Annotated in this window: 23 protein-coding genes; 4 read left to right on the top strand and 19 right to left on the bottom strand. The window is 39.2% G+C overall.

The window, feature by feature from the left end; all coding sequences use genetic code 11:
* Nucleotides 1–50: 50 nt before the first annotated feature.
* A complete protein-coding gene (locus JI666_RS15845) occupies nucleotides 51–1,364 on the top strand; it encodes an alanine/glycine:cation symporter family protein (protein ID WP_349769347.1) in 1,314 nt (437 codons plus the stop codon).
* A 39-nt stretch (nucleotides 1,365–1,403) separates the two neighbouring features.
* Here JI666_RS15845 and JI666_RS15840 read toward each other — a convergent pair whose 3' ends face one another.
* Together JI666_RS15840 and JI666_RS15835 are read right to left on the bottom strand one after the other, a co-directional pair.
* Nucleotides 1,404–2,015 (bottom strand): histidine phosphatase family protein, encoded by a 612-nt coding sequence (locus tag JI666_RS15840; RefSeq protein ID WP_206893569.1) that lies wholly within the window; start codon nucleotides 2,013–2,015, stop codon nucleotides 1,404–1,406.
* 153 nt (nucleotides 2,016–2,168) lie between these two features.
* Nucleotides 2,169–3,494 carry an FAD-dependent oxidoreductase gene (locus JI666_RS15835; RefSeq protein WP_206893566.1) on the bottom strand — a complete coding sequence of 442 codons (1,326 nt, stop codon included), beginning with the start codon at nucleotides 3,492–3,494 and terminating at the stop codon, nucleotides 2,169–2,171.
* Nucleotides 3,495–3,746: 252 nt separating this feature from the next.
* On the opposite strand from JI666_RS15835, the gene JI666_RS15830 reads away from it, so the two are divergent.
* Nucleotides 3,747–4,742 (top strand): LLM class flavin-dependent oxidoreductase, encoded by a 996-nt coding sequence (locus JI666_RS15830; protein ID WP_206893560.1) that lies wholly within the window; start codon nucleotides 3,747–3,749, stop codon nucleotides 4,740–4,742.
* A gap of 42 nt (nucleotides 4,743–4,784) precedes the next feature.
* Here the strand turns inward: JI666_RS15830 and JI666_RS15825 are convergent, their stop codons facing one another.
* The 6 genes from JI666_RS15825 to JI666_RS15800 all read right to left on the bottom strand — a co-directional run bounded on the left by JI666_RS15825 (nucleotide 4,785) and on the right by JI666_RS15800 (nucleotide 10,165).
* Complete coding sequence (locus JI666_RS15825) at nucleotides 4,785–5,864, bottom strand: AI-2E family transporter (protein WP_206893559.1); 1,080 nt, start codon at nucleotides 5,862–5,864, stop codon at nucleotides 4,785–4,787.
* 201 nt (nucleotides 5,865–6,065) lie between these two features.
* Nucleotides 6,066–6,722, bottom strand: a complete 657-nt coding sequence (locus tag JI666_RS15820; protein WP_206893556.1) for a DsbA family protein — start codon at nucleotides 6,720–6,722, stop codon at nucleotides 6,066–6,068.
* A gap of 12 nt (nucleotides 6,723–6,734) precedes the next feature.
* The gene (locus tag JI666_RS15815; protein ID WP_206893554.1) at nucleotides 6,735–7,163 is read right to left on the bottom strand and encodes a DoxX family protein; all 429 of its coding nucleotides are present in this window, start codon (nucleotides 7,161–7,163) and stop codon (nucleotides 6,735–6,737) included.
* 110 nt (nucleotides 7,164–7,273) lie between these two features.
* The gene (locus JI666_RS15810) at nucleotides 7,274–7,723 is read right to left on the bottom strand and encodes a threonine/serine exporter family protein (RefSeq protein ID WP_206893552.1); all 450 of its coding nucleotides are present in this window, start codon (nucleotides 7,721–7,723) and stop codon (nucleotides 7,274–7,276) included.
* A 15-nt stretch (nucleotides 7,724–7,738) separates the two neighbouring features.
* Nucleotides 7,739–8,500, bottom strand: coding sequence for a threonine/serine exporter family protein (locus JI666_RS15805; RefSeq protein ID WP_206893551.1), 762 nt, complete (start codon nucleotides 8,498–8,500; stop codon nucleotides 7,739–7,741).
* Between the two features lie 282 nt (nucleotides 8,501–8,782).
* The gene (locus JI666_RS15800; RefSeq protein ID WP_206893550.1) at nucleotides 8,783–10,165 is read right to left on the bottom strand and encodes a tetratricopeptide repeat protein; all 1,383 of its coding nucleotides are present in this window, start codon (nucleotides 10,163–10,165) and stop codon (nucleotides 8,783–8,785) included.
* A gap of 412 nt (nucleotides 10,166–10,577) precedes the next feature.
* On the opposite strand from JI666_RS15800, the gene JI666_RS15795 reads away from it, so the two are divergent.
* Together JI666_RS15795 and JI666_RS15790 are read left to right on the top strand one after the other, a co-directional pair.
* Nucleotides 10,578–11,996 carry an alanine/glycine:cation symporter family protein gene (locus tag JI666_RS15795; RefSeq protein WP_206893549.1) on the top strand — a complete coding sequence of 473 codons (1,419 nt, stop codon included), beginning with the start codon at nucleotides 10,578–10,580 and terminating at the stop codon, nucleotides 11,994–11,996.
* A gap of 96 nt (nucleotides 11,997–12,092) precedes the next feature.
* A complete protein-coding gene (locus JI666_RS15790; protein WP_206893547.1) occupies nucleotides 12,093–12,272 on the top strand; it encodes a CsbD family protein in 180 nt (59 codons plus the stop codon).
* A gap of 52 nt (nucleotides 12,273–12,324) precedes the next feature.
* Here JI666_RS15790 and JI666_RS15785 read toward each other — a convergent pair whose 3' ends face one another.
* From JI666_RS15785 to JI666_RS15735, 11 genes are all read right to left on the bottom strand, one after another.
* A complete protein-coding gene (locus tag JI666_RS15785; protein ID WP_206893546.1) occupies nucleotides 12,325–13,416 on the bottom strand; it encodes a toxic anion resistance protein in 1,092 nt (363 codons plus the stop codon).
* Between the two features lie 18 nt (nucleotides 13,417–13,434).
* Nucleotides 13,435–15,048, bottom strand: a complete 1,614-nt coding sequence (locus tag JI666_RS15780; protein ID WP_206893544.1) for a YceG family protein — start codon at nucleotides 15,046–15,048, stop codon at nucleotides 13,435–13,437.
* A 201-nt stretch (nucleotides 15,049–15,249) separates the two neighbouring features.
* Complete coding sequence (locus tag JI666_RS15775) at nucleotides 15,250–16,047, bottom strand: HAD family hydrolase (RefSeq protein WP_206893542.1); 798 nt, start codon at nucleotides 16,045–16,047, stop codon at nucleotides 15,250–15,252.
* Nucleotides 16,047–17,132, bottom strand: a complete 1,086-nt coding sequence (locus JI666_RS15770; RefSeq protein ID WP_206893594.1) for a cysteine protease StiP family protein — start codon at nucleotides 17,130–17,132, stop codon at nucleotides 16,047–16,049. Before JI666_RS15770 ends, JI666_RS15775 begins: the two co-directional genes overlap by 1 nt.
* 38 nt (nucleotides 17,133–17,170) lie before the next feature.
* Nucleotides 17,171–18,454 (bottom strand): phosphoribosyltransferase family protein, encoded by a 1,284-nt coding sequence (locus tag JI666_RS15765; protein WP_206893593.1) that lies wholly within the window; start codon nucleotides 18,452–18,454, stop codon nucleotides 17,171–17,173.
* A complete protein-coding gene (locus tag JI666_RS15760; protein ID WP_206893540.1) occupies nucleotides 18,405–19,595 on the bottom strand; it encodes an HpcH/HpaI aldolase/citrate lyase family protein in 1,191 nt (396 codons plus the stop codon). The genes JI666_RS15765 and JI666_RS15760 overlap by 50 nt, the downstream gene beginning before the upstream one ends.
* A gap of 91 nt (nucleotides 19,596–19,686) precedes the next feature.
* Nucleotides 19,687–20,466, bottom strand: a complete 780-nt coding sequence (locus tag JI666_RS15755; RefSeq protein ID WP_206893538.1) for a MeeY/MeeF family manganese export membrane protein — start codon at nucleotides 20,464–20,466, stop codon at nucleotides 19,687–19,689.
* 39 nt (nucleotides 20,467–20,505) lie between these two features.
* Complete coding sequence (locus tag JI666_RS15750) at nucleotides 20,506–21,084, bottom strand: TerD family protein (protein ID WP_206893537.1); 579 nt, start codon at nucleotides 21,082–21,084, stop codon at nucleotides 20,506–20,508.
* 69 nt (nucleotides 21,085–21,153) lie between these two features.
* Nucleotides 21,154–21,735, bottom strand: coding sequence for a TerD family protein (locus JI666_RS15745; RefSeq protein ID WP_136948370.1), 582 nt, complete (start codon nucleotides 21,733–21,735; stop codon nucleotides 21,154–21,156).
* A gap of 32 nt (nucleotides 21,736–21,767) precedes the next feature.
* Complete coding sequence (locus tag JI666_RS15740; protein ID WP_206893536.1) at nucleotides 21,768–22,376, bottom strand: TerD family protein; 609 nt, start codon at nucleotides 22,374–22,376, stop codon at nucleotides 21,768–21,770.
* 291 nt (nucleotides 22,377–22,667) lie between these two features.
* Nucleotides 22,668–23,702, bottom strand: coding sequence for an ATP-grasp domain-containing protein (locus JI666_RS15735; RefSeq protein WP_206893533.1), 1,035 nt, complete (start codon nucleotides 23,700–23,702; stop codon nucleotides 22,668–22,670).
* Nucleotides 23,703–23,808: the final 106 nt, after the last annotated feature.

Here is a 23,808-nt window from a genome sequence, read left to right as displayed (position 1 = left end):
ATGAGCTATCATTGGAGAATCTTATTTTTCTTGAGAGCGAGTTGACAATAGTGCAAGTAATTGAAGCAATTAATGCCATTCTATGGGGACCAATCATGATTACTCTTCTTCTTGGAACCGGGTTCTTTTTCACCATTCGTCTTGGTTTCATCCAGTTATCAGGATTAAAAGAAGGTTTTCGCCAAACATTCGGTCCTCTTTTCTCTAAAAAGAAGCAGGACGGTATTTCGTCTTATCAAGCACTTTCTACAGCCATTGCAGCGCAAGTAGGAACAGGAAATTTAGCAGGTGTTGCTACTGCCATCGCTGCTGGGGGTCCTGGAGCCATCTTCTGGATGTGGATTTCTTCATTCCTTGGAATGGCCACGATTTTTGCTGAAGCCGTCCTTGCTCAGAAATATCGTGTGAAAGAAAATGGAATAGTAAAAGGTGGTCCCGCTTATTACATCCGTGACGGTCTTGGTAGTAAAAAAATGGCCGCCTTTTTCGCAGTTGCCATTATTGCTGCTCTTGGATTTGTAGGCAACATGGTCCAATCAAATTCAATTGCAGAAGCCTTTAATACTGCATTTCAAATTCCACCATTAGTAATTGGAATTGCAGTAGCGTTTCTGATCAGTTTAATTTTGTTTGGCGGCATTAATCGAATTGCCAAATTTGCGGGTAACGTTGTGCCTGTAATGGCACTTCTATATATTGTCGGGGCATTTATCATCCTTATTCTTCAATATGATCAGGTGCTACCTGCACTTTCCCTTATTGTTGAATCAGCTTTCACCCCTGAATCTGCTGGGGGCGGGTTACTAGGTGCTTCAATTAAGGAAGCAATTCGCTACGGTGTTGCAAGAGGATTATTCTCAAATGAAGCAGGCATGGGGTCTACTCCACATGCACATGCTGTTGCCGAGGTGAGACATCCAGCACAGCAAGGATTTGTTGCAATGGTTGGCGTTCTGATTGACACAGTAATTATCTGTACAGCGACAGCCCTTGTCATTCTTGTTACAGATGGTGCGAATTCGAATCTGACAGGTATCGAACTTACACAAGCTAGTTTCACGAGTGGACTAGGAAGCTTTGGTGTGTACTTCATTGCGTTCAGTCTTTTGTTCTTTAGTTTCACAACAATACTTGGTTGGGCTTATTTCGGTGAAACAAACGTAAACTATTTATTTGGTGAAAAAGGTGTTCCTTATTATCGTGCAGCTGTTCTTCTCTTCATTATTGGTGGTACAGTTCTAAACGTTCCATTTGTTTGGCAGCTAGCCGATACTTTTAACGCCTTTATGGTATTACCTAACGTCATAGCCTTAATTGCTCTAAGTAGCGTTGTAAAAAAGACATATAATGATTTCACCACCTAAAAAACGATGCACCCGCGGGTGCATCGTTTTTCATTTTATTTAACGGAGGTGTGTGTTGATATTCAAACTCCTAATCAAGATCGATTCGTCAGTAACGTCAAGGATATTAATACCCGTATTATCCTGAAAAATCTTGCGGTAGTTTGAAAAAGGCATTCCAAGTATACCTGCAAGAAAGAATCGAATCGTATTGTTATGTGCGACAACTAAAACTGTATCGTCAGGATGTTTTTCTCCTATTTCTTTAAAAAAGGAGGACGCTCGCTCATACATTTCACGTGCCGTTTCACCTGTTCTACCTGCTCTCGCCTCCCACGGGTTTGCCATCCAGTTCTCCCATGATTCAGGATCCTGCGCAATAAACTCCTTCTTTGATCTTCCTTCCCACTCTCCAAAGTCACCTTCATAGATTCTTTCATCAGTTTGAATAGGGAGCCCAGTATCTCCTAGAATAATCTGAGCTGTATCACGCGCTCGAATTAATGGCGAAGCATATGCGAAATCGAATCGAACACTTTTTAGAAACATTCCAGCATCTTCTGCCTGCTTACGGCCAATTGACGATAGACCTATATCGGTCCTTCCACAGTAAAGATCTCCTGCAGCGTTCCACTCACTCTCACCGTGTCTTATAAGGTACACTCGTGTCATTATAATGATTCCCCCAAGGTATTTTTATCTCTTACCACAAGCCATCTCTCCTACATACATTGTCCCCTTCATTATGTCTGTCACAATTGACGTATGCAAGTACTGCTCACTATAAGAAATCCGCCAGCACATATGCTAGCGGATTAGATTCTACTAAATGGCTTGTAGACCTGCCTGGTTAAGAAAGTTCCATGGCTTATTAAAGTGAGGTTGGAAGAAGAAATCAATGAAACCTAACTCATCTACAGTCATGTTGTTTTGGATACAGACTGACAGTGTATTAATTGATTGTGTTACATCTGCTTTAGAGATGACCTGTGCACCTAGAATTCTACGACTTTCTTCTTCATAAACTACCTTGAGCGTAATCACTTCAAAGTCTGGCATAAATTCAGGCCTGTTATTTTCCTCTATTGTGATTTTTTTCACATTCATCCCCAAAGAAAATGCGGCTTTTTCAGTTAAGCCTGTAGAAGCCATACTAAGATCAAATAGGTGCAATCCTGATGTCCCTTGTGTACCCATATATTTAGTCGTCGGTTTAATAATATTACGTCCTACAAGCGTTCCCATACGTACAGCATTTGTAGCAAGCGGAATATAGGCATGCTCACCAGTTGGGTTGTAGCGGATCGCACAACTATCACCTGCAGCATAAATATCTTTTTTGCTCGTTCTCATATAATCGTCCACAATAATTGCCCCATTTGGTAACATATCGACCTGACCTTTAACAAGTTCAGTATTTGGACGAAAACCTACACAAAGAATAACAAGATCTGATTCATATTCTCCTTTGGAAGTGATAACTTTTGATACGTTTGTCTCTCCTTCAAAACGTGTTACTGTTTCATTCAGTGCGAGCCTGATACCTCGATTCCTAAAGTCTTCTTCAATAATCTCTGTAAATTCAGGATCTAGATATTTACTTAAAATACGATCCTCACCATCTATTAACGTTACTTCTTTACCATATTTCTGAAAAGCTTCAACTAATTCTACCCCAATGTAACCTGCTCCTATAACAGTTACTCGCTTTGCGCCTTTTGCTCGCTCAATAATTGTATTTGCTTGATTATAGTTCTTAGATAAAAGTATATTGTTAAGCTTAATACCTTCAATTGGAGGGACAATCGGCCATGAACCAGTAGCCATTACAAGCTTATCGTAAGTGTCATTAAGTTCTTCATTTGTCTCTAAATCTTTCACTCGAATACGACGTTTGTCTGTATCAATATCAAGCACTTCATGTCTCATCTTCATCGTAATGCCCATCTCTTCTAACTTCTCAGGAGAGGAATAGAAAAGACCCTGGGGATCTTTCACGACCCCTCCAACGTAAAGGGCAATGCCGCATGATAGAAAAGAAACATTATCATTTCGTTCGTAAACAGTAATATCCGCTTCTGGGTGAAGATTTGCTATATTAGATACTGCTGCTGTTCCAGCATGAGTACAACCTACAACTGCTACTTTCATTACTCATTCCTCCTAATTTAATTGTGAAATATTTCACATATTAATCATTGATAATGTGATGTGTTTCACAATTTCCATATTCTTAGTATATGCGATGCTCCATTACTCCGCAAGAACTTTGCTCACTATTTCACATATTGTTCAAGATTGGAATGAAGCAAAATACTACCCGCGTCTATTCGGCCCGCGTTAGGATAGACACTAGAAGCTTATACTAACAATTAGAAATTAGAAAAGGGAGTTGCCATCGTATTGATAACATTAAGCATTCTTGATCAAGTACCAATACCAAAAGGAACTAATTCATATACGGCACTAGAACAAACGCGTGAATTGGCACTTCTAGCTGAACAGCTTGGCTACCATCGCTATTGGTTTGCTGAACATCATAGCACAAAGGGTCTTGCAAGCACTGCTCCAGAAATCATGATGGCACACATAGCTGCTTCAACCTCTCGTATTAAGGTAGGTTCAGGAGGCGTACTGCTCCCGCAATATAGCCCTTTTAAAGTTGCAGAAAATTTTCGTCAGCTTGAAGCACTTCATCCTAATCGGATCGATCTTGGCGTAGGTCGTTCTCCAGGTGGAACAGCTAAAACAAGACTCGCCCTTACAGATGGAATCAATAAAAGTCTAAACGAGTTCCCACGCCAATTAAGAGAGCTATCTCATTATCTAACAGATTCCCTGCCACGTGGACATGCCTATAATGGAATAAAAGCGGCGCCTTCTACAGAAACCCCTCCGGCACTTTGGCTATTAGGTATGGGTGAAAATAGTGCAGAGCAAGCTGGTGAGCTTGGAATCGGGTATGTGTTCGGGCATTTCATTAAGCCTACTCGAGGTAAGAATACGTTAAACACCTACTATGAAAAGTTTCAATCCACTTATTATCATCCCAACCCTCAAGCAATTATTGCGATATTTGTAATATGTGGTGAAACAGATGATCATGCTGAGGAGCTTGCGCTAAGTCAGGACCTTTGGCTTCTTAGGGTTGAGAAAGGTCTCGACAGTCGAGTTCCTTCAGTAGAAGAAGCCAAAAATCACTCCTATACCAAAACAGATTTAGAACGTATACGGAATAACAGAAGACGAATGGTTATCGGCTCACAAAGAACAGTCAAACAACAATTAGACGAACTTTCAATGCGCTATCAAACCAAAGAATTCTTGGTTCTTACGAATGTACACAGTTTTGAAGAACGGAGAAAATCCTATGAACGCCTTGCTAGCATCTACCTTTAATTACAATAAACAATCCCCCTGGTTAGAAACCAGGGGGATTGTTTATTCGTATTGTACATGAGAATGGCGAAGCTTATAAAATTTATAGATATTTTTAATCGTTACCTTAACTACTGAATACAATGGAATCGCAATCAACATCCCGATGAATCCATAAAGTGCTGCAGCTACAATCAGTAGCAAAATGATTGTTAATGGATGAATGTTAAGTCGACTTCCTAATACAACAGGTGCAACAAGATTACCTTCAAGCTGTTGCACGACAACCATAATAATAAGAACATAGAATGCCATAATTGGATCCTGTGTCAGAGCAACAACAAGAGCAGGAATGACCCCAATAATTGGTCCAAAGAACGGCACTACTGCCGTAACGGTTACGAATAGCCCTAGGATCAACGCATAAGGCAGCCCGATAATCAAATAACCAATATACATAAGGCTCCCATCCACAATAGCAACAATAATTTGACCAATGATATAGGCAGAAAGGGTTTGATTGATATTGTGCAATATCTTCTTCCCCTCATCTTTATGGTTCGTAGGAATAAAGTTTAATAAGAACGGTCTAAGTTTGTAATCATCTTTAAGGAAATAGAATAGAACAAAAGGCACGATGACGAGAACCGTTGTAGCACTTGTTATGGCACCAACGACCTGTGTAATATGGTCACCTAGGTTCTGTGTTAAATCGCCAAGGTAGCCGGTTGCTTTTTGTCTAATGTTCTCCATTGAAAGCATGCCCATGTCATTCTTTTCAATCGCTTTTTCAGCTTCGTCAGCCGATGCTTTCAATTTCTCGGGTAGCTGTTTTGAGATCTCAGATACTTGCTTCTGAATTGGATTTGCGAGAAACGTAAAACCCCCATATAGTATCCCAGCAATACTAGCAAATACAAGTATAATTGCAACAATATCTGTTACATAAGGGAGTCTTTTCACAAGCTTTACAAGCGGCTTAATCGCATAATACAAGAATCCAGCTATTAATACTGGATAAAATAAAGTCCCAATTATGATTCTGACCGGTTTCAATAGATTAAGCTCTGTCAAAAAGAAAAAACAAATAAGAACCAAAATAATAGCAGTTATATATTTAAAGAAATTGTGTCTAATCCACATGGCCTATCTCCTCTTCTAAGATTAATTATCCTTCCATACATATACCACACTTCCCCCTGTTCTTAACCAACAAAGAAAAAATAGTAGAATTAAGTTTTATAGAGAAATATTAGCAGTTAAATAAACGTTTGTTTAAGAGGAGATGACTTAAACAAACGTTTATTTAAACAGTAAAAAAGACACCTACATAGGTGCCCTTCGTCATTCATCTGTAGATTCTTCAACCATTTTTTCTAAATCTGATATCGTGCTACCTTCAAAACGTTTGCCATCGACATATATAGAAGGTGTTGAAGTTACGCCGAACTTATCAGCATAAGCGAGGTCTGATTTAACTGCTTTTTCTCCCAGACCTTTTTCATAAGCCTTCATCACTTGTATGGTCTCCTCTTCGCTCACTAGACCACCAAGTGTTTCTTTCAAAAAAGCTATAGTAAAAACATTCTTCTGTTCTGAGTTCTTGGGCTGTTGTTCATAAAGTACATGATGAAACTGCCAGAAAACATCATTACCAAGCTCTTCGTACACAACTTCAGCAAATTCAGCGGTACGCTTTGAATCCACGTTAATAAAAGGATAATTGATGAAGTAGAATTTAACTTTACCTGTAGCAATTAGCTTCTCCTGAATAAGAGGGAAGAAAGATTGATTAAAAGATTTACAAGAAGGACACTTATAATCACCAAACTCAATAATCTCAACAGGTGCTATAACGTCACCTAAGTACGGCTGATTCTCCATCATAGACTCGTTGATATCAGAAGATTGATTGAGTAGAAAGAGAATGATTAGAGGAATAATGAACCCAATGAGTAGTATTAACCATTTAACACTTCTCTTTAATTTCTTCTTAGCCATTCATTCACTTCCTTATTTATCTTTCATTGCGGTGTTTTGGTGGAGCTTCAACGTCCATCCTTTTTTAATCATGTAGTGCTGAAGACTATATGGACCACCCCCACTTAAGAAAAGGGACAAAGACATTGCTAATAGAGCAATATCAAGTTCATACCCTCCTAGCATACCTGTTGCACGCTTCACCAAGATAAGCGCTCCAATTAGTATTGAAGAGAAAAAAACGCTCACAATTCGTGTCCCTAAACCCAAAATCATGAGAATACCACCTACTAACTCAATCAATCCAACCACATATGCCAAAAATCCAGACAAACCGATCGTTTCAAAAAACGCAACCGTATTGGCAATGCCTTCTGAGAATTTGAAAAAACCATGAGCGAAAAAAAGCATTCCTACTATTAGTCGAATCGTTAACAACCCAAGATAGGGATAGGTTTTCATCGTTGTTCCTCCCCAGACACAAACATTATATGACACCGTTCGACACAGTGATCCATTTAAAAGTTATCATAGAAATAGGGACATTTGCAAAAGGACTTAGACCTACATTCTCACTGCTTCTGTCTTCTAGTCAAAGTGGAATGACGAATAATTTGATTGATGACTTCCGAGAACACTAAGCCAACTGCAATAGAACCGGATATCATAAATGCTCTTGCAGCAAGATTAATAGCACTATTGTAATCATTTTGCACAAAATTTCTCATTGCATCATATGCAAGCCCTCCAGGAACTAGCGGAATAATGCCAGCTACACTAAATATAATGACCGGGGTACGGTACATTTTAGCGAATACTTGACTAATGACTGCTATAAAAAATGACGCAGTAACGGTTGATACAACCGGATCAATGCCTGAAGCTTCCATACAATAGTAAATCATCCATCCACACATCCCTACAAATCCACCCTTGATAAGAGAAGATTTGGGTGCATTAAACATTAACCCAAATGCTGCACTAGCAATGAAACTTGTAATAACTTGAGCGATGATCGCCATTTCTTATCTTCCTTTCTACAAAAATGATACAACAATAGCAATACCAGCTCCGATTGCAAAAGCAGTTAAAAATGCCTCTGCTCCTTTCGAGAGGCCTGATATCAAATGACCAGCCATTAGATCTCGAACTGCATTTGTAATCAATAAGCCTGGTACAAGCGGCATAACAGAGCCGATAATAATTTTATCAAGTTGTTCACCTAAACCTGTAGAAACAAAGAAAACTGCTAGTATTCCAATGACAAATGATGCAAGAAATTCAGAGAAGAACTTAATCGGTACGAGTCGATTAAAGAAATTCACACTGAAAAAGCCTCCACCGCCAGCTAGCACTGCTGGAATAAAATCATTCCATGACCCTTGAAACATGATGAGGAAACAACCGCTAGCTATCGCAGCAGCAATAAGCTGCTTCGAGAATGTATATCGTTCTGTCATTTTATCTAGACGATCAAGCTCAATATGAGCATCCTTAATTGAAAGATCACCACTACTAATTTTTCTTGAAATACTATTAACTTTTGTCACTTTATCCAGATCTGTTGTCCGTTCTGATATGCGTATAAGCTGTGTCTTTGCAGGTTCTGGCCCTTCTAGCGAGAAAAAAATGCCGGTTGGAGTTACATAACTATTCGAATTGGTAGCTCCACAAGCGTCCGCAATCCTCGTCATCGTATCCTCCACTCGATACGTTTCTCCTCCATTCTGCAACATTACTTTGCCAGCTAACAGACATACTTGGATAACGTCATAAGTATAACTCGTTTGATTTTCCATCTATTCGCTCCTGACAAACCTTACCTGTTTATGCTTACTGCTTCTTAGTTTATATGAATGCGATCTCTAATATCAAATAGAAATATTGAGTGAAACTTCCATCAGAGGGGCGGGCTATCATCCCCTTATGTTGGTTAGTTGAACCACTCGAACCTTTAGGAGTAGTTGCCCCCTCCTAAATATCTTGATTGACTTACGTTTTGGGGTGAGGTTTTATTCCTCTTATTGTTGGGGGAACTTATATTCCATAAGAAAAGCGCAGGTCATAGCCTGCGCTTTCTTCTAATGAGATACCCTTTGCATTTTTGAATAGATTGACATATAAGTATTCGACTCTTCAAGTTTACCCATTTCGCGGTAAACCTTTGTTAACCATTGAACTGGGGTAGGATCTGTTGGATGCAGTTCCATTTCCCAATCGAAGCAGGTAATCGCCTCATCGTATTGTTTCAGCTTATGATAAAGCTTGCCAAGCTGAAACTGCTTGTCGGGATTATCCTGTATTTCTACCATTGTTTGTATTGTTGATAAGATGGAGAGATTCTGATTCCCTTCATATAGAGGCTTAAGCCAGTTATAAACGTATGTTAGTCCATATTCGTTAAGCATTCTTGGTATTAATGTATGAAGTAACCCTTCAAGGAGAACACGATTTTCTTTAATTCGTAGGCAGTCTTGCAGTGACAGGAGGTTAATTTTGGTGAAATCTGTTTCCTCTTCATGAAATGCGTTCACCAACAATTCACTTTCACTAGCTGTAAAAGCAGCTTTTCGAGCGGTAAGTAAATTAATCGCTTCACTTGTTTTCTTCAAATGCATGAGAGCTTGAAATGCGTTTTCTTGGAGGATTTTATGGTGTGGTGCTTCGACATACATGTTCCAAAGCAGAAGAGCTGATTCTGATTCAGTAAACGTCCCTTCGACTAGCGTGAGCGGATCACGATCATCCTGGTTGGATGAATGGAGATATAAATGAAGGCGTAATGCGGATAGATCAGTTTTTCGCTTATCCTTTTGAAAAACAGATACAAGATACAATTGGTTTTTCTCTAGATCATTATACGCAAGAATTTCAGAGAAGAGCGGATCAACTTCGGCAAGTTCAGCACCTTCTGCATCATACATGCTTCTCATATTTTGATATTCTAATTTACGAGTCAATTCCAGTGCCCATTTGTTAGTGGGATCAAAATGAAGGAGAATGGCAAGAATCTGGAACGCTTTACGCAGTTGACCATTTCTTCGATATTCATAAAAGTGTTTTCGCATGAGTTTAATAAGAGTATCAGTGGAGAGAAAAGAATCAAAGTAAGAGAAAATAAAAGCTGTTTCTTGGGGAGTATAATGCTTTTGAACAGATTGAAAGACCTGTTTTGTGGATTTTAGTAGGAAAGTTTTATCAGTTAGAAACCGATCTACTAGCGGGTTTGAAGCTTGCAGGACAATTCCTTTTTGAAAAGCTTTTTCAATAAGTGAACCATTCGTCACGTCTACCGTCTTTCCAGTTATAAAATCATCTTTATAGAAGAAAAGATAAAATTTACTACCATTTGATTTAACGGCCTCAAGAATTTTCATTCTATGATGAATAGCAAGCCGCTCGACACGTAATTGGACTGGTCTTTGATTCGAGATAACTGTAACATTTTGCTGATGCTCGATCATTGATACCCCTCCCGGGCAGAGCTATTTTGATGCTTCCACCTTTATTTTACCACTCCATACCTGAGGAAGAAAGAAAACAATATATGATATACTTGTTAAGTTAGCGATCATCGGCTTGTGTTACTCTACTATTTCCTTCCTATCTCGATAGATTTCTTAACGAGAAGGAATGAATGGGTATTTTTACAACGTTAGATTATCTAACAAAATATTTCTACTTATGAATCGAATCCATGTATAATTGGTTGTTGTGGTGAAAAGTGTATTCTCAGGCTAAAACCGTCTAAAAGAGAATGGTTATTTCCATTTTTTATAATACATAGTCGTTTTCAAGTTAGATTGTGTGCAGTAGAGGGAAGATAACTACTAGCCCTCATTTAAAATACGAAACCATTATAGAAAGGACTTACATATGGATATTTTAGAAAAAATCGTATCTTTTGGTAATGATTTAATTTGGTCTAATGTGCTTATTTTTATCCTGATCGGTGTCGGATTGTATTTTACTATTCGATCTCGATTCGTTCAATTTCGCCTGTTCGGTGAAATGTTCCACGTTCTTACTGAAAAGGACACAATGAAAGGAAGAAAGAAATCTGTATCTAGCTTACAGGCTTTCTTCATTAGTACCGCGTCCCGCGTTGGTACGGGTAACCTTGCTGGTGTAGCTTCAGCTGTCAGCATCGGTGGTCCTGGTGCTGTATTCTGGATGTGGGTCATTGCCCTTCTTGGTGCAGCAAGTGGATTTGTTGAAAGTACGCTTGCGCAAATTTACAAAGTACGTGATGGTGATGACTTCAGAGGTGGCCCTGCTTATTACATGCAGCGCGCACTAAACGCAAGATGGCTTGGTATTATTTTCGCTGTGTTAATCACTTTCAGTTTCGGACTTGTGTTTAACTCTGTACAATCAAATACGATCGCCCTTGCATTCGAAAACTCTTTCGATGTTAACCGATGGGTACTTGGTGCCATTCTTACTGTCGCTACGGCTATTATTATTTTCGGTGGTGTTCGTCGAATCGCTGTTGTTTCACAAATCATCGTTCCAATTATGGCTGGTATCTACTTACTTGTTGCAGCTTATGTTCTTATCGTTAATTTCACTGAAATCCCAGCAATGTTTGCACTTATTTTCCAGCATGCTTTCGGATTTAAAGAAGTAACTGGTGGTGGAGTCGGCGCAGCTATGCTACTTGGAATTAAACGTGGGCTATTTTCTAACGAAGCTGGTATGGGTAGCGCACCAAATGCCGCTGCAACAGCGGACGTTTCTCACCCTGTTAAACAAGGACTCATCCAGGCTCTAGGAGTGTTCGTCGATACGCTGTTAATTGCGACTGCCACTGCATTTATGATTCTAATGTCAAATGGCTATGTCGATTCGAAACTTGACGGTGTTCAGCTAACTCAGGAAGCAATGAATCAACACTTAGGAAGTGGAGCTGGCATCTTCGTAGCTGTTGCGGTTCTCCTATTCGCCTTTAGCTCAATAATTGGTAATTACTATTACGGAGAAACAAATATTGAGTTTATCAAATCAAATAAAACAGCGCTTCTTATCTATCGTCTTGCTGTTCTCGGAATGGTTATGTTCGGTGCAAAAGCTGGCTTCGGAATTGTTTGGGGAATGGCTGACCTTTCCATGGGACTCATGGCACTACTCAACTTAATTGTTATTGCCATTATTGGTAAGGTAGCATTTGTAGCACTGAAAGATTACCGTGATCAACGAAAAGCTGGTAAGGATCCTCAGTTCTATGCAGATACAATTAAAGGATTGAAATCAGACATTTGGACAGATCGACCTGTTAAAGATAAATCCAACTAATTTACCATTTATAACCCCTTGAAGAAGATCGCCGTTTGGCATCATGCTTCAAGGGGTATTTTCTTTATTAGATACAGGAAAGGAGCGTTTTAACTAATGAGTGACAATAAGGGCCTAAGTGACAAAGTGAAAGGCGCCGTTTCCAAGACGAAGGGCGAATTGAAAGACCAGGTTGGCAATGCAAAGAATGATAGCCGCCTCCAAGAGGAAGGAAAGCGCGATAAATCAAAAGGTGAGTACCAGGAACGTAAGGGAAAACTTAACGAGGAGAAATAAGCATAGAAAAAGGATAGCGATTCTCGCTATCCTTTTTCTATGCTTATTATTTTTACGATCTATTCCCTAGTTTCTTCATGTTATCTTGAAGCTCTAATATACGCTTTGTACCTTCATCGCGAAGCCGCTTGTTCTCGTCCTCAATTGCTCTGGTTTCTTCCATTCCCTTCACAATTGTGTTCCACGATTCTTCAATTGTTTCAATTTTTACACTCGGTCTACCAGATAACTTCGCAATTTCCACACTTTGATTGGAAATGTTCTGTGCATTATTTTTCAACATTTCATTAGTACGGCGATCAAGCTCATTCATTGAGTCTGCAACAAGCTTCTGACGTTTAGCTGTAACAGCCTGTATAACGCCATTTTTAAAAACAGGAATGGTAATAATAAAGGCCGAATTAATTTTACCGATTAACTTCGTATTTCCTCGTTGCAACAGTCTAATTTGTGGCGCTGTTTGAATAGAAACCATTCTCGCCATCTCAAGATCATAGATTCTTTCTTCAAGAGTTTGAATGGCATTGTTGAGCGTGTCGAGCTCCATTTGCGCCATCTGATCTCCAGCGCTAACTTTTTGTTGAATAGCCGGAACCTTTTCTTGAAGTTCTTCAAGTTTCATTTGTCCTGCGACGACATACTTTTCAAGTTCAACATAATAATTTAGGTTATGCTGGTACATTTCATCTAGTGTAACGGTAGATCGAGACATCTCATCTTTATACTTGGAAATCTCAACGTGTACCTTCTCAATCTCTCCACCAAGCGTCTGGTATTTACCGAAGATCTTTTCAACCACATCATTGCCTTTTTTGAAGAATTTCGAAAGGAAACCGGACTTTGGCTCCTCAAAATCCTTTTTATCAAAGCGATCCATTATTTTACCAAGTTGCTTAAGCATGTTACCAGAGTCGGTTACGCTAGTCGTACGCATCATCGATAGAATTTTATCTGAGAACTGCGAAATTTCAACAGCTGGTTCTTTACCAAATTCCAGTAATGCCATTTGGTCTCTTACATCAATTTCTCCTGCAAGCTTTTGAACCTCTTGCTCCCCGCGAAGCTTCAGACGTATATCATCCGCCTTTGCTTCCGTTATTTCTTCATTTTTATCTAATGTTGTTAATCCAGTTTCATTCGTCATGGCCGATCACTCCCCTGATTATAGTTTAATGGATTTAAATAACTTCCTAAATACCGATGGTTCCTTAAAATCCTGTCGAAATGCCATTTCTTCAAGCCAGTGAATATCAAAATGAGACGAATCAATGTATCGCTCAATACACTGATGTCCAGGAGGATTATAAAGAACGATATCAAGTCCAAACTCATTTAATAAGTTCAGAACGACCGCATCTGAACGTGATAGAGTACCATTCATTTCTGTATTATAAAGCACAACCTTCGGAACTTCCTGTGAATAATCAAACGTTTGCATTAAATTCACGAACTCCTCAGGTAAAGTTGTCGTCTGCGAGAATAGATACAGTTTCGTATCTTCTTCCCTCTCTGACCCTTCAGGAAGCAACTTTGGTGAGGTGCACATTCTAGAGATAGCATGTCCAATCGCTCTTTGTGTTTCAATTGGCAAATGCTTATACTGCCACCAGTTACCCTGCATCATAAGCTCCGGATCAAGTACTCCATCCCGATTCAAAGAATGTTGGTAATGGAATTTCTGATTAGCCCTCGTTTCAGATGTAAATGGAAACTCTCGAATCATCACAGTGGATTTTGATTCACTTAAATCCTGAAGCCGATTCCAGTATTCTTTTCTATTCTCAGAAACACCCATAATTTTTGCAAACAATGAAGGGATATGAACTGTCCCTTTTTCAGCCTTAAAGTTAGGTCGAATGAACGCCTTCTCTTTTGCAATCAAGAATAGTTCATCGTAAGTTGTCTTAAGCGTAATTGATTTAGGTGAGTAGTTTCTAAGCTGCCACGGCTTAAATAGCTGTGATCCTTCATGGTGTAGTACGGTATCCATTTCTTTTGTAGCCCTATAGGCTACCGTAGAACGTCTTTCTGGTTTCTCCATTGGGAAAGGTTCGAGCCCAACGGTTGATGGCAGAGTTTTCTTTTTGATGAAACGTTCTTCTGGATCGATAGTAGCAAAAGAATCAATACCTTCTGGATGAAAATAGAGCACATCACATCCAAGTACTATTGAATAAAGAAGGAAGTATTGCTGACTTTTAGATGCTTCTCCGTACCAGACAATCCCGGGCATTTCAATTTGGATATCCGATTCCTTAAGCCAAGGATCAAGATGATTCCACGTCCATTTCATTAAATCAACCAGTACCCTACGAAAATCAGGATGATTAAATCCATCTTTATGATGTTGTTCAAACAACTCAAGAATTGTAATTAAGGACTTTCGTATGTGGCGGTGCATTGTTTGATCTGGATGAGATGGAATAAGCGTCGCACCTTCTAGAAATGCTACGAATCGATTAGCAGACAACCCATTTTCTTTCTGATTGATCGAGTGGATCGATTGGATAGCCTGAAGACGTTCTGGTGTGATCACCTTATTCAATTCTTCACTTAAAACGTGAAATTTCTCTGATTTATAAAATTGATGTAAATGAAGAAAGTATTCATTCTCATCATAATAGCTCCCCAGAAATCTTCCAGCTATCTGATTTATGATTAACTCCTTGCCATTTTCATAAGGATTACGTTCTGGAAACGGCTTGAATAGTAAATTATTTAAATTCTCATCATCTAATGAAGCATTCTTGATAAGAATCCGTTCATAGTGACTCATGATGTTCTCCCCGCTTTCTCATTCCTTTCCGGCGACCAGTGTGGCTTTAAAGCCCTCAATAACTGTCTTTATAGGATCGAATATGAAACAGTCATGTTCTTCAGAATGGTTATCTATTAAACTATTATTCATTCCAATATAACATCTTCTATAAAACAGAATAACATACTATTTCTTCCATCATTAACAAATTTACTTTAGTTATAATGTTGAATGTGATGCAAGTTGACCTAGAATAGACTCTATTATTTCTTCTGAAGCCTTCATGCCACTTTGTTTTGTTCGGCGTAAATCCGGATAAGTCTCTAAAACCTCACCATGTGCTGGTGCATAGCCATCATCACCATTTTGAATCAGGTCGTAATCAAGTAAAGAATCGCCTGCTGTGTGAATGTATGTTAAAGATAACTCTTTCTTTAAATAGTCTACTGCATTCCATTTGTTCACAGGGGCTGGAACGAAATACAACTTTCTTCCTTGTAAACTAGGTTGCCACCCCTGCTCTCTTGCCCAGTCGAACAAACGAGTAAGTTCTTCTGAAGGTACTTCGTCTCGCTTAATGATTAAATACACAAAAAGGTGATCTGCATCCCTTATTCGCTCAATCCAGTTTCCTTTCACAAGGGATTCGAGTTTATTCACAAAGTCATCTAGAGGTAAACATTTCTCTAAACAACTTTTAATATGATCAGACCAATCTTGAAGTATTTCTCCATTTCTTAGAATATGACCACCATTACTTGTTACCACGTATTCTGGTACAATCTCATCTTGAAAAAGTGAAATACGACGATATTGCTCAATCGTCCTCGTTGTAACAGGAATGAAATGCATTTCCTTATTTATGGTGTGCAGTAATCCCTTTGTTTTGTTCGATATATAGGAAATTTCTTTTCCTTCGAGCGTTTCAATCAATTGAAAGTCTTCTTCACTGAACTGTTTAATCAATTTATTAGAATATATTAACGTGCGATCTAAATCGCTTGCGAATGCCCTCATTATTCTTGCTCCAATGGTTTAATCAAACCACAACACGAGTATGACATGCCTGTGTATTCCTCAATTGGAACCCCACGGTCTCTTGCAAGAACTAAAATATGCTCAAGGTTCATCTCAGCATCTGGGTGCACAAGAATTTTCCATGGGACGCGACGCAATAGTACACGCGTCGTTTCTCCAACACCAGGCTTAATAAAATTCGGATTTGCCATACCATAATCACGCTGAATGTTTTCTATAGATGTAAGACCTTTCCACTGAGGCTCTTGAGATTCGTTCATGATTTCTGACAATCCTATATCGACTTCGCTCGCAATTAGTGGAAACTGTGTGCATATCGTATCGACATATAGATTGGATACATCTTCTTCTAGAAGCTCAGAGTAGTATTTCCCTCCATGAAAATCACCTTCGTTAATCCACTTCGAATTAAGAACCGTTCGACTCACAAGGCCTGAAACAGTAGAATTCAAACAAGCACTTGGAATTAGAAAATCCTCTCTTGTTCCATACAATTCCGAGCAGTCCCCAGGATCTGCAAGTACAGCAAGTTTACTTGATAAATTCGTTCCATTTGATTCATTGTAATGAGCAACAGATTTCGTTAACTCGTTCGTGATAGCTCCTTTTCCAGTCCATCCATCAACAAACGTGATTTCATGGTCAGGGTGTTGTTTACGAATATAAGTGAGCGCTTGATCATCGATTCCTCTATCGCGAATAATAGAGATACTATAATGAGGAAGTTCTCTATTATATTTAAAGGATATATAGCGTTTAATTAATACGCCAATGGGTGTTCCTGCACGGGCAAGCGATACGAGAGCTACTTGAAAGCCTCTCTCTGCGATAATTTGCTCAGCTACAATACCTACAGCCACAGCCACTTTATGCTTCGTATCTTCTAGAGAATGATAGAATAAAGACATGTATTCGTCAGTCGGTTTGTATTCAATTGGAAGCATTTCGGAATAATGCGTTCCCTGCTGAATCGCCTGTTCCCGTTCCTTTGTGCTTTTTTCCATGCTGATCTCAGATAAATCTTTAAGCAGGAACGTTACGTCCTCGTCAGGATAACTCCCCATTTTCTTTACCTGTGTATGCAATTCTTCCACCCCTTTCTTCACGAACACGTCACGATATGAATTGTGGTAATCTTTCTTTCAGCCAAAATAGAGAGAAGACTTTTTGTCTCTTCTTCTGATACTTCTTTTTCAAACATTATAATGGCACTGTCGTATTTCCCAACTGGTATGTTATATACATAATGTTGTACTTCCTGATCTTCAGGATTAGCAAAAGTAAATCCACTTCGTATGGCATATCCTTCTGAATCTAACGGCTGCACAGGACTTCTTGTTGTTGAATGATAATAAACATCCCCATGCAAATAGGAAGCGATCTTCATCGGTATATACATAAACTCCCCAGTTCCGAGACATAAGGTTTTTCCGCCCTGAATTTCCCTGTTTAATTGATTCGAAGCATTCTGACATGATTCCTCTATCTTCGTTTTAACAGAATCATCAATCCCAAAGCGACCGCTGTCTGTTAAATAGTTAGAACCTGGTAGACGACTGAAGTGGGCAGAAAGATCGTGCGACTTTACAACTACTCCACTACTACGATTGCATTTACTAGAATGAAACTGATTAAGAGGCTCCTCAAGAGATTTCCCGTTGAAATCGATCGTTCCCTTTAAGAGAGCATGAACATTGATGGTAATGCCTAGCTCTTTTTCCAGATTGCTATACTGATTAATGTGCTCTTTTGAGCGCCAATCTAATAGGGAGAGTACGGAATAATGATTGCGGGGATATTTGGCGTGGAGCTCTTTAATAATATTCAAACACGTCTTCCCTGTTGTTATTTCGTCATCTACTAAAAGAATAGGGTGATTTTTTCGCAATATTGATTCATTAGCATAACAACGCTGGTCAACAGCGTGTGAGTGCTCTTCTCTAAAATTAAATTCGGGCGTTAACTCGTCAACTGATTCTCTAGTTGTGTGGATATAATAGGCCTCATCAAAGCAATCAAAGACAGCGTGTCCAAGTGCTGTTGCGGTCTCCGCAAATCCGATCACAATGGGTGCCTCTTGAAGTTTCAGAGGCTTACTCTTTAATAAGTCATATGCTCTACTAAGCTCTTCTCTCTCATTAGAGAGAAACCCATCCCTCACACTCTGTATGTGCTCTAAAGCTGTGTTTGTTACACTCTCATAATAAGATAAGGCAAGCATTCCAGATGCGAGTAAAGGTTTATACGGATCTACTGGGATGTGCTTTCCAAGCATCTTGCTAACAAACAAGAAACCTCTCTTTTTATTAATTCTTGCAGCCATGCTAAAGAATTCATCAACCGGGATAGCTAGCTTGTTTTGAGTAACGTTCAGATTCACGCTCATCTCCGACAGGATTGGAAAATGGTATTGTGTCGGTAAGCATCTTGAGGAAATTGTACTGTTCATGATACACCCCGTATATGTCAGATTTAGTTATGATTTTCATCGCCCATTTATAGTGCGGTTTAATTTCATTCATTTTATTGTAAGAAGCACTCTTCAATACACCAACTTCTCCACTAGCGTTCTCTATAATGCTTAGTGCATCAAGGTATTCCTCTTTAGTAACGACATTCACGCTTTGTACCACCTTAATGTGAGAAGGGTGAATGACCGTCTTTCCAGTAAGTCCATTTGATAGATCAAGGAGAGTTTCATTAAGAAGGCCTGCATTATATTCGTTAACTTCTGATAGAGCATGGTTTACACCATCTTTTTTACTATTGAAATACTCCCACACAGGACCAGATACAACAAAGTTCCTTCCGAAGTAATTCACAACATCAGAAATAAAATCTCTCATAATTGATATGTCATAAATAGGTGTTTGAGCATTTCGTCGAATACCATACAGCCCACAAAGGTCTGTTGCACCAATTCGCACATTTAGAATAGAAGACTCGTATTTCTGAAAAAGTGAAGATAGGTACTGAAATTCGTTAAATCTAGTTTCTTTATACATAAGCTCTGGCGATTCTAGAATTGGCATACTATACAGTCGTGCACCAGCCTGATTAGAAGCTTCTTCTAGAGCAGAGAAATATAATTCAACGTTAGATGACGAAATTTTTGGGAATACAAATCCTGTTAAATACGCTATAGAAGTTCCGAGTTTTTCTGCTACTTCTAGTAACTGATTAGCTGACCGAACACGAATAAAGATAAGTGGTAAATCGCCTAAGGTTATGACCCCGCTCATCACCGCTCGTTCTATTTCCGCAAAATGTACCATTGTCTGATCGACTGCTTCCGAAAGACAATTATCTCCCACCGCATCTTCAAGATCGAGAACAATAGTACTAACCTCTTTATATTTTTGCTTCACAATCAATTCAGATATGTCCCCTCTAATAGCCGGCATATAAAGAGCAGCTCCAACAGCATACGATAGCTTTTCCTTTGCATCATATTTCGTTATTGGTGTAGGTTCTTTAAAGAATACCTTTTGTTTCTCAGACTCCGTAAGGTATTGAAAATATTTCATCATCATCACCACCTATCCGTCATTTTTGTTGAAATCTTAGTGTTTTATCGTAAAAAAAGAAGGAGAACACTTATGTCTCCTCCTCTTCTTGCTATTCGTTCTCTTTAGCTGACGCTGTTTCTTCCGCATATGGTCTATTTCTGTTGTTAAAGTAATGAACAACGAACGTTCCAAGGAACGCAATTACGATAATGCCGAAGAAAGCCACATGAGGTATTTCGATATGGAACACGCTCAAGAACATTTTCAGAGAGATAATCGCAATCAAAACGAATGCTGTGTTTTCCATCTCAGGTACTCTTTCAATTAGCTTTAGGAATACACCCGCTACTGTTCTCATAAGAAGAATACCGATCATACCTCCTAGTAAAAGAACCCATACCTGTTCTGAAATGGCAAGAGCAGCCAAGATACTATCAGCTGAAAATGCGATATCCATTAATTCTACTGAAATAACAGTAGCCCAAAACATACCGAAAGTACGAACAAGCCAACTGTCTTGCTTCATACCATCTGCACCTTCTTCTTCACCTTTACTTCTGAAGTGTTGAATAACAATCCAGGCAAGATAAGCTGCACCGAAGACCTTAATCCACCAGAATTTAATCAGGTACATTCCTATTCCAATAAATAAGAAACGGAAGAAATAAGCTCCAATTAAACCGTAAGTTAAAGCTTTTCTCCGTTTTTCGGGCGGAAGGTGTTTAACCATCACGGCAAGAACCAGTGCGTTATCAGCTGAAAGCAGGCCTTCTAAAAGAACTAGCGTACCAATCAGTCCCCACGCTACAGGGTCAGTTAAAACTTCTCCCCACATTTCCCAATCAAAGAAAGAGGCATATGTGTTAAGAATTTCTTGTAAGATTTCCACTTGATGTTTCCTCCTAATGTCAACTAGCTAAGCCTTACGTTAAACGTCTAGGCCATAGTTTCTACAAAGGGAAGCAAGTCCGCCAGAGAACCCACTACCGATTGCGTTAAATTTCCACTCGTTACCGTGGCGATAAAGTTCACAAACGACAACAGCCGTTTCTATTGAGAAATCTTCGCCTAGATCAAATCGCAACAGCTCTTCACCAGTTGATTCGTCTGCAAGACGAACAAATGCGTTTGATACTTGTCCAAAATTTTGGTGACGCCCCTCAGCATCATGAATGGTTACTGTGATACCGATTTTATCCACGTGAGATGGAATTTTAGAGAAGTCTACGATAAGTTGTTCGTCATCTCCATCACCTTCACCAGTACGGTTATCTCCTGTATGAATGACCGATTTGCTTGGATGCTCTAAATTGTTGTAGAAAATAAAGTCCAGGTCGTCCTGACATCGATTATTAGCATCTACTAGAAACGCTGATGCATCAAGATCAAAATCAGATCCACCCTGATATTTATTCGTATCCCAACCAAGTCCAATGAGTCCTTTAACGAGTCCAGGATTTGTTTTCGTTAAGTCAATTCGCTGTCCTTTTGATAATTGAATACCCAATGTCATCCCCCAATTCGTGTTTATATTGGAATGGCAAGAGGGTTTGGCCCTCTTGCCACTAAGAAGATATTATCCGACTTGCAAACCAAAATCAGAAGCGATTCTTGCAAGACCACCCTCATAGCCTGATCCTACTGCAGAGAACTTCCATTCGCCGTTATGGCGATATAATTCTCCAACAATAATAGCTGTTTCAATCGAGAAATCTTCTCCGAGATCATAACGAATGAGCTCTTCATTGGAATCTTCATTCACAATTCGTACAAATGCATTGGATACTTGACCAAAGTTCTGGTTACGAGCTTCCGCATCGTGAATTGTAATAACAAATGAGACCTTTTCTACTGTTGAAGGAACGTCTTGAAGATGAACCTTTACTTGTTCATCGTCGCCCGCGCCTTCACCCGTACGATTATCGCCAGTGTGAACGACTGAGCCGCCGCCACCTTCAGTCTGGTTATAGAAAACAAAATCTTTGTCAGAAGCGCATTTACCGTTGCTATCTAATAGGAATACACTTGCATCAAGGTCAAAGTCATTTCCACCATCGTATTTATTTGTGTCCCATCCAAGTCCTACAATAACCTTTGATAGACCAGGATTCGTTTTTGTTAAATCTACTTTTTGTCCTTTTGATAATGATACAGCCATGCTATTCAACCCCTTCTAGATTTTTAAGTAGTTCAGTATTTCTTTGCAATGTCGCTTAAGCCAGCGTCATTCGTTCCATTACCAATCGCCGCAAACTTCCACTCAGAACCATGACGATAAATCTCTGCAACAAATAGGCTTGTCTTACCAGAATAGTTGTCTGTGAGATTAAACTTAATCATCTCTTCTTGGTTCGATTGATTCACTACACGGATAAATGCATTCTCAATCATGCCAAAGTCCTGTTTGCGTTTCACTGCATCATATATGTTAACAACAAACACTAGCTTTGTAATACGCTGTGGGACTTTGCTTAGATCAACCATAATTTGCTCATCATCGCCGTCTCCGGCACCTGTTAGATTATCACCTGTGTGGTTAATACTTCCACATGCGCTTTTTAGGTTACCAAAGTAAATCAAATCTTTCTTCGAAGTTAGCTTGTCATCCTCAAGCATTAGAAGGGAAGCATCGCAGTCAACGTCAGCTCCGCCACCGCCGCCTCCGAATAGACCGCCTAGAAGGCCGCCACCTTTCTTTTGCTGAACAGGATCCCAGCCAAGGCCAACCATGATCTTCGATAAGCCTGCATTTCCTTTTGTTAAGTCGATTCGTTGACCTTTCTGCAATGAAATCGTCAAATCGTATCACTCCTATTAGTAGATTAAAAACGAGTATGATGTGATGACTAGTAATCTTTTTTTATAGTGCCTACCTTGTAATACGGGCCTAGATTTCAAAAGTTTCAAGTTTCAACAATATAAATACATTTTTGAACAAGAAACCTTTTCTTTCTATTTAAAATTAACATATTTTCAGATAAAATGAATCCTTTAACCCTTAAGAATTGATAGGCTTACGTAACATATTGTCGATTTCGTCAATTATTTACCACGTTTTTCTTCTTTTCTATAAGAAACACAACGCGAATTTTACGTAAGAACTATTTCCTTCTCAATGTGGCTCGCACGAATTCCCATAGTTGGTTTAAACTCTTCTATCTGACTATTACCATGCAATAGTAGTTTGATTGCCTGATAAGGGATATTAACACCGGACAAGCAACTAATATTAAGCCCACCTGCCATCCTGGGATTAATTTCAAGAAGCTTCGGTACACCTTTACTGAACTTCACTTGAATATTCGATATGTAATCAATGTTGTACTCTCGATGTAGGGCACGTGCGATATCGAGAAGTTCTTGATTATCTTCCAATACTCTTATTCGCCCTCCAGCCTTCTTTCTCGGAATTGCAAGGTGCAACTCTCCGTCATAGGCAAGGCAATCAATGCTATACTCATACCCGTTCAAATACTCAAGAACCATTAAGTCAGGAAACGTATCCTTCTGACTTAAAATCGAACAGGCATGTTCAAATGATATTCTTCGTGAAACTCCTTCTGTCAGCAGTTCTTCAATCGTTTCTTGCCCTTCTTTGATAACACGAAACCCATTTGCTCCTTCACCGATTACAGGTTTAAAACAAACCGTGTGACCTTTTTTAGTGAGATCAGTGTAGGCTTTTCTAAAATCATCTACATTGTTAACTACAGCATAGTCTGGTATTGGGACAAGACGGATGCCTTTTTCTTTTTCTCGTTCAGTAATCGATTGGTACATAGCAGCTTTATTGTCCATCAGTGCCATCAATTCTGTGTTACAAACAAGCACTCTGACACCAATTTCGTGAAATTTCGAGAGGTTTTGTGAGATGAGGACGTTTTCTTTCCTTGGAATGAATAGATCAATTTTCTTCTCCTTACAAACACTTAGACAATAGTCGATGTAAGCCTCACCACTAATGTCAGGTTCGACAAAAGCATGATCACAATACTGTAAATACAGGGCATCTTCATTTGGATGTGAGCCGTAAATTTCAAACGCTGCTCCATCCTCATTATTTCGAATCAATTCAATATAATGCGCGACGGTTGTAAACCATCTGTTAAACCAAATTCTCGACATAGTTTGCTCCTTCTATCTTCTTAGTGCTAGCTAGCCTTTTCTCTTTCAGTCTATCATGGTAGCCGCTTTACCAATAATAAGCATTCGACTAGCTCCAAGAGATCCC

Source organism: Bacillus sp. NTK071 (assembly GCF_017303315.1).
Lineage (GTDB): Bacteria > Bacillota > Bacilli > Bacillales > Guptibacillaceae > Guptibacillus.
The sequence above is the reverse complement of the archived record's forward strand: the minus strand, read 5'-3'. Positions and strand labels throughout refer to the sequence as shown.